Raw genomic sequence first — 6,527 nt, 5'->3', positions numbered from 1 at the left:
TCCTCGTTGACCTCCGCCCAACGGCTGCCCGCCCGCACGAGCTGGGCGCCGGACGCCACGTCCCGGCTCCGTCTTGGCCGCCACCACCACCCCGCCGCTGACCGCCGCGCGCCACACCGGGCGGGCGGGGAAGGACGGCGCCGACGCGGACCCCACGTCCAGGTCGTCCTCGTCCGTCGCGAGCGGGACCACCACCGGATCGGCGGCCGGGTAGGCCGGGATCGAGGAGACCGGCCGCCATGCCGGCCACGCCGACATCCTCCGCGAACTGATCGACGGCGCCACCGGCCGCTGACCGGGGGCGGCGTCGCGGACTCAGCCGGCCGGCGTGCCCGGGCAGGGGTCGGCCGTGCCCTGGCGGCAATCCGGCGTGCCCTGGTGGAAGTACAGCCGCCAGCCCGCCCCGGTCAGCCGCCACACCGAGCTCCGCCGCGCCCGCAGCCCCCGGTGCTCGGTGACGTACGTCAGATGGACGACGCCCGGGGCGAGCACGGCCCCGGACATCTCGCCGACCTCGACCGGGGAGTCCGCGGACACCGCACCGCCGCTCGTCACCGTGAGCACCGACTCCGCGTCCCACCGCCGCCCCGAGGCCCCGATCTCGGTGAACTGCGGGTCCAGCAGCTCCCGCACCCGGGCCGGATCCGCCCGCACCTCCGGGTCGAGCAGCCGCAACTCCCCGTCCACGGCCGCCCGTACCGCCTGCTCGTCCTCCTCCGCCATACCGGAACCCTACGGGTGCGTCCGCGCCCCGCTCCGGCGACGGGCCCCGGCTCACCAGCCCACCTCGGTGAACAGCCGCCCCGCGCGGATGCCCTCGATCGCGGCGCGGGCGTAGGGGACGGTCGGCTCGGGCAGCGCGTCGGCCGGCCACCATCCCCAGGAGACGCAGCGGTCCGGTTCGCGCACCTCGGGCTCGCCCTCGGCCCCGGCGCGGAAGAACAACTGGATGCGGGGCTGTCCGCCCGGGGTGTGCACCATGTGCACCACCTGGACGAGTTCGGCCCCGGCCGGGTCCACCACCAGCCCGGCCTCCTCCCACGCCTCGCGGGCCAGACAGGCGGCGGCGCTCTCCTGTTCGCAGTGGCCGGCCGGCAGGTGGTGGAAGTCTCCCGCGTACGCCGAGTCCGGGTGGCGCAGCCCCAGCAGGATCCGGCCGCCGCGCTCCAGGTAGAGGTGGACGCCGACGATGTGCGGCACGGCGGCGGAGGGTCCGGGACGGTAGGTCGACATGCGTTCCTCCAAGAAGGTGTCTCGGTCAGGGGGCGGACGCGGCGTCCGGGGCGGCGTCCGGGGCGGCGTGTGCGCCGGCGGCGGGCCCGGCCTCGGCGGGCGGCCGGCGCGGCCGCACCGGGACGGCGCGGAACTGGCGGGCCTGAAGCTCGTAGGCATCCCGGAACGCGCCGGTGCCGGTGGCCGGGTCCATGAGCTGGTCGAAGGTGCCGTGCTCGACCACCCGGCCCTCGTCCAGCACGTAGATGTGGTCTGCCTTCCGGACGCTGTGCAGCCGGTGGGTGATCAGCACGGTGGTCTGCCCCGAACCGGACAGCCGGTGGATCTGGTCGAAGACGCGCTGCTCGGCGGCCGGGTCCAGGGCGCTGGTCGGCTCGTCGACGATGAGGACCTGGCCGTCCCGGTGCCGGGCGCGGGCCAGACCCATCTTCTGCCACTGCCCGCCGGAGAGCTCCTGCCCGCCCTCGTACCCGCGGGCCAGCAGGGTGTCCAGGCCGCGGGGGAGTCCGGTGATCACCTCGTCCGCCCCGGCGTAGGCGGCGGCCGGGGAGAGCGCGGCGTCGTCCATGGTGGCGGCGGGCCGGCCGATGCCGATGTTCACCCGGGCGGTGAAGGGCCACCGGTAGAAGTCCTGGGCGACCATCGCGACCCGGTCGAAGACCTGCGCCCGGTCCGCCTCGGCGGTGTCCACGTCACCCCAGCACACCCGCCCGCCGTCCGGCAGCCGCAGTCCGCACAGCAGCTTCACCAGCGTCGACTTGCCCGAGCCGTTGCGGCCCACCAGGGCCACCGTCCGGCCGCGCGGGATGACGAGGTCCACCTCGTGCAGCGAGGGGGTGTCCGCGCCCGGGTAGGTGAAGGTGACCTTCTCACAGCGGATCGCGTCGACACGGGCGGGCAGGGGCCGCCCGGTGGCGGGGATGGCCCGCCGGGCCGCTTCCTCGCACAGCGTCTCCAGGTCGGCGACGAACAGCGCCTCGCTCTGCACGTCGGTGACCCGCTGCACCAGGTCGGTGATGCTCGCCGAGCCCGTACGGATGGCGAGCACGGCCGTGCCCGCCACCGCGAGCGCCATCTGCCCGTGCCACAGCAGCAGTCCGAGCACCCCGTACGTCGCCAGGGTGGCCAGCCCCGCCACCGCGTCCGCGCCCAGCGTCGTCCGCACGCCGATCCTCGCCAGCCGGGTCTGCTCGCGCTCGCTGGTCTCGGCCATACCCCGGAAGTGCCGCAGCAGGAACGGGCCGACGTCGTGCACCCGGACCTCGCCGGCCGCCTGCTGGTCGATCAGCAGGCGGCTGATCAACTGCGCGGCCCGCACATGCTGGACGAACCGGTGCCAGCTGACGTACCGGTGCCGGGCCATCGTCAGCGCGCTCCACGCCCTGGGCGCCGCCATCGCGGCCAGCAGCGGCAGCAGCGTCCAGTGCAGCACGGTCAGCACCCCGGCCGCCGCGACCAGCGAGATCACCGCGGTGACCACCGCCGCGCAGTACACCACCATCCGGCGGGCCGAATCCGCCCCGTACTGGGCGGAGTCCATCAGCTTGTGAAAGGCGTCGTCCTCCACCGCCTCCAGCTCCACCCGGGCCACCAGCGCCAGATACCGCTCGGTCGCCACCCGCTGGGTCTTCGGCTCCAGGACGCCGGTGGCCGCCGCCGACGCCGAGGCCAGCACCGCGGCGACCACCGCGAGCACCCCGACCAGCACCATCGACGGCAGCGCCGAGCCCAGCCGCTCCCCGATCGCCCCCGGCGCCAGCAGCTCGCCCAGCAGCGCGTTGACCGTCACCAGCGAGGCCGCCTGCGCCAGTCCGCGCCCGACCTCGCTGACGCCCACGGCGTACAGCGCGCGCCGGTCCGCCTGGTGGGCGAGCCGGATCGCCACCCCCACCTGCCGGGGCAGGGACACCGCCATCGCCCGCAGGCTCAGCCCCAGCCACGCGTCCTGATGCTTGCTCCAGCCCATGTCGTACGCGAGCCGGCCGCCGAACAGCAGCTCCTCGGACGCCGACGGAGCCGCTCCGGCGCGGTCGCCGGCCTCGGGGGTGGGCGAAGGATGCACGGTGTCCTCCGATGCGCAGTCGTTCTGGGACACCCGTCGGATGTCACCTGGCTCAACGAAGCACGTACGCATTTCGAACACATGTCTTTCGGACACGCCACGAACGCCGGAGCGAAGCCCCTGCCCGTCCATGCGGACTACACCCACCCGCCCCGCGCAAGGGCGCCGCCCCGTCGACCGGTTGGCCGAAACGCCGACGCCCCCGCATCCGGCCCGGAGTCTGGGCGCGGGGAGACCCAAGCCGCCGTACGGCGCGGCGCTAATCCGCGCTAAGCCTCCGGATGATCAAAGCGTTGTGAGGCTGGGGCGGACAGTCGAGGCGCCGCGCGGAGCGGCGCCCTCCTCGGTAGGCACGTATGTACGTATGTACGTATGCACGTATGCACGGAATCGGAGAGTGCGGAATGTTCACGCTGGTCGCGCTGGTGGTCATCGGGGTGGCGGGGATGGCGGTGCTGCGTCCCCAGCGCACGGAAGTCCCCTTCTACGCCCTGGGGGCGGCGTTCGTCGTCGCCGCCCTCTTCCGGTTCAACGTCGACATGCTGCTCGACCTCGGCGTGCTGTGAGGAGCCTGCTGATGACCACCACGACCACCACCACCGCTCCGGCCGCGACACTCGGGCGGCGCCCGCTGGGCAACTACGTCATGCTGCTGATCCCGCTGGCTTACTGCGGCATCCTCGCCGCCTCCCTCGCCGTCCAGTTCTCCGGAGAACTGCCGTGCGAGCTGTGCCTGATGCAGCGCTGGTGCATGCTCCTCGTCAGCGTCGGCCCGGTCTACGTCGTGCAGCGGATCCGGCTCGGCCGGCTGACGCCGCACGACGTCTCACGCGGTCTCGGAGTGACCGTCGTCGCCTCGATGCTGGGCGGGCTGATCTCCCTGCACCAGCTCACGCTGACCAACCTCCCGGGCCACCACGGCTTCGGCCCGGTCATCCTCGGACTGCACACCTACACCTGGGCGCTGGTCTGCTTCACGCTCACGGTCCTCTACGCCGCCGTGCACCTGATGTGGCCCGCCCGACTGGCCCCGCAGAACACCCGCGCCGCCGGCGCCCCCGAACGCCTCGTCGTCGGCCTGTACGTCTGCACCACCCTCCTGGTCTGCGGCCTGGCCGTCCTGCAGGGCGGATTCCACCTGGACTTCCACACCTTCCGCTACGAGTTGCCCCACGACCTCGGGCTCCTCTGAGCCGTTCCCTCCCGCAGGCTGAGGTCGCGCCCGCGGCGGCCTGATCACGACGAGCGCGGGGCCGTGCCGGGGCCGGCGGGTTCGGGGACCAGGACGAGCCGGTCGGCTTCCGGGTGGTACGCGATCGGGTCGCCGGGCTCCTGGAAGTGCACGGCCATCCGCGCGCCGGCCCGGTGGGCGTCCAGCCCGGCCCGGCAGTAGGCGACCATCGGCTCCGGCAGCTCGTCGAGAGCGAACCAGCCCATGGCGTCGCACACCTCCGGTTCCCTGACCTCCGGAGTGCCGTCCCAGTGGCGGACCTCGAAGAACAGCCCCACTCGCGCGGCCCCGGCGGGGGAGCGGTGGTGCACGGTGACGGCAGCGCGGACGTCGGCCGGGTCGACGACGATGCCGGCCTCCTCCCGGCTCTCCCGCACCAGTGCCGCGACCATGTCCTCCCACGGGCCGTCCAGGTGTCCGCTGACGAGGTGCCAGCACCCGGCCGCATAGACGTCGCCCGCCCGCCGGGACAGCAGCACCTCGGGCCCCGCCGGGCCGTCGCGGAGCGCCATCAGATGGACGTCGAGCGGCTCGGTGTGCCGTGGGGAGCCGGTCACGCGACACCTCCGGGACGGTGCGCGAGCAGCACCGTGAGCACTGTGTCCTCCTGCGGAACGCCGCCGTCCGCCGAAGGCCCCCGCCTCGGACCCCGCCCTGACGTCTCCGCGTCGACCGGTTCGGTTGTGGTCAACATGTCCCCCCTCGCGGACGCCGTCGTGGTGTCGCTGTGCTCAACGACGCCACCGCGTTGTCGAACATGTGCTCTTTCAGACGGGTTGCGCGAGCCGGAACTGAGCGGTCGTCCGAAGGTGTGGGGTGCACCGACCCTTGCTGCACAAGGGCGCACGGCCCGGGGTGGAGTGGCCGAAACGCCGATGGTCGGCCGCTGCGGCTGTACGAGGGGGGCGGATGCTCGGAGACGGCGGATCCGCCGCCGGCCGCTCACCCCGGCCGTACGGTTGTCGGTGCTGCGTGAGAAAGTCGGACAGGTGAGCGAGACACCACCGAACCTGCTGCAGTACCGGTCCGACGGTCCCGACGACGCGCCCGTGCTCGTGCTGGGCCCCTCACTCGGCACCACCTGGCATATGTGGGATCGGCAGATCCCCGAGCTCACCCGGCAGTGGCGGGTGCTGCGCTTCGACCTGCCCGGGCACGGCGGAGCCCCCGCCGCCTCGGCCGCTTCCGTCGGGGACCTGGCCGGCCGGCTGCTGGCCACCCTGGACGAGGCGGGCGTGCAGCGCTTCGGGTACGCCGGGTGCTCGATCGGCGGCGCGATCGGCACGGACCTCGCCCTGCGCGCCCCGCACCGGCTGGCCGCGCTCGCCCTGGTCGCCGCCTCGCCCCGGTTCGGCACCGCGGACGAGTTCCGCCAGCGCGGGGCCATCGTGCGGGCCAACGGGCTGGAGCCGATGGCCCGCAGCGCGCCCGAGCGCTGGTTCACCCCCGGGTTCGCCGCCGCGCAGCCCGCCATCGTGGAGTGGGCCGTGCAGATGGTCCGCACCACCGACCCGGGCTGCTACGCCGCCGCCTGCGAGGCGCTCGCCGCCTTCGACGTACGGACCGAGCTGGGCCGGGTCGGCGTCCCGACGCTGGTGCTGGTCGGCTCCGAGGACCGGATCACCGGCCCGGCCGAGGCGCGCACCCTGGTGGCCGGCATCCCCGACGCCCGGCTCGCGGTGGTCCCCGGCGCTTCCCATCTCGCGCCGGTCGAGCAGCCGGCCGCGGTGACCGACCTCATGGTCCGGCACTTCTCGTCCGCCTGGCAGCCGGCCGCCGACTCCGCCATCGGCCTGACCGCTCCCGGCCTGGCCACGCCCGGCCTGACCGCTCCCGGCCTGGCCACGCCCGGCCTGACCGCTCTCGGCCTGGCCACGCCCGGCCCGTACCCGCCCGCGCCCGGCGGCTACGGCTTCCCTCCGGCCTCGGCGTACGGGCAGGCCCCCGTCCCGCCGCCGGCTCCGGGGCCGTACGGTCCGCCCGCGGCGGCGCACCCCGCCG

Annotated in this window: 7 protein-coding genes and 1 pseudogene; 4 read left to right on the top strand and 4 right to left on the bottom strand. The window is 74.4% G+C overall.

Features of this window, described 5'->3' with window-relative positions:
* Nucleotides 1-220: 220 nt before the first annotated feature.
* Nucleotides 221-295, top strand: a pseudogene (locus C6N75_RS03810) (mycothiol transferase); the annotation flags it as partial.
* Between the two features lie 20 nt (nucleotides 296-315).
* Here C6N75_RS03810 and C6N75_RS03805 read toward each other — a convergent pair.
* From C6N75_RS03805 to C6N75_RS03795, 3 genes are read right to left on the bottom strand one after another with little or no spacing between them, the layout of a single operon-like run.
* Nucleotides 316-723 (bottom strand): nuclear transport factor 2 family protein, encoded by a 408-nt coding sequence (locus tag C6N75_RS03805; protein WP_105867401.1) that lies wholly within the window; start codon nucleotides 721-723, stop codon nucleotides 316-318.
* A 51-nt stretch (nucleotides 724-774) separates the two neighbouring features.
* Nucleotides 775-1,233 carry an NUDIX hydrolase gene (locus C6N75_RS03800; protein WP_105867400.1) on the bottom strand — a complete coding sequence of 153 codons (459 nt, stop codon included), beginning with the start codon at nucleotides 1,231-1,233 and terminating at the stop codon, nucleotides 775-777.
* A 25-nt stretch (nucleotides 1,234-1,258) separates the two neighbouring features.
* The gene (locus C6N75_RS03795; RefSeq protein ID WP_105867399.1) at nucleotides 1,259-3,199 is read right to left on the bottom strand and encodes an ABC transporter ATP-binding protein; all 1,941 of its coding nucleotides are present in this window, start codon (nucleotides 3,197-3,199) and stop codon (nucleotides 1,259-1,261) included.
* 476 nt (nucleotides 3,200-3,675) lie between these two features.
* Between C6N75_RS03795 and C6N75_RS30440 the strand changes: the two genes are divergently transcribed.
* Both C6N75_RS30440 and C6N75_RS30435 read left to right on the top strand, forming a co-directional pair.
* Nucleotides 3,676-3,861: a hypothetical protein gene (locus tag C6N75_RS30440; protein WP_181160327.1), complete on the top strand. Its 186-nt coding sequence runs from the start codon at nucleotides 3,676-3,678 to the stop codon at nucleotides 3,859-3,861.
* A gap of 11 nt (nucleotides 3,862-3,872) precedes the next feature.
* On the top strand, nucleotides 3,873-4,487 hold the full coding sequence (locus C6N75_RS30435) for a disulfide bond formation protein B (protein ID WP_181160326.1): 615 nt from the start codon (nucleotides 3,873-3,875) through the stop codon (nucleotides 4,485-4,487).
* Between the two features lie 44 nt (nucleotides 4,488-4,531).
* On the opposite strand, the gene C6N75_RS03785 is transcribed toward C6N75_RS30435, so the two are convergent.
* A complete protein-coding gene (locus tag C6N75_RS03785; RefSeq protein WP_105867397.1) occupies nucleotides 4,532-5,083 on the bottom strand; it encodes an NUDIX hydrolase in 552 nt (183 codons plus the stop codon).
* A gap of 432 nt (nucleotides 5,084-5,515) precedes the next feature.
* On the opposite strand from C6N75_RS03785, the gene C6N75_RS03780 reads away from it, so the two are divergent.
* Nucleotides 5,516-6,527 (top strand): alpha/beta fold hydrolase (locus C6N75_RS03780; RefSeq protein WP_105867396.1); only part of this gene is annotated, 1,012 nt, incomplete at its 3' end.

It is taken from the genome of Streptomyces solincola (genome assembly GCF_002982015.1).
Lineage (GTDB): Bacteria > Actinomycetota > Actinomycetes > Streptomycetales > Streptomycetaceae > Streptomyces > Streptomyces solincola.
This window is presented reverse-complemented; position numbering and strand designations above follow the sequence as displayed.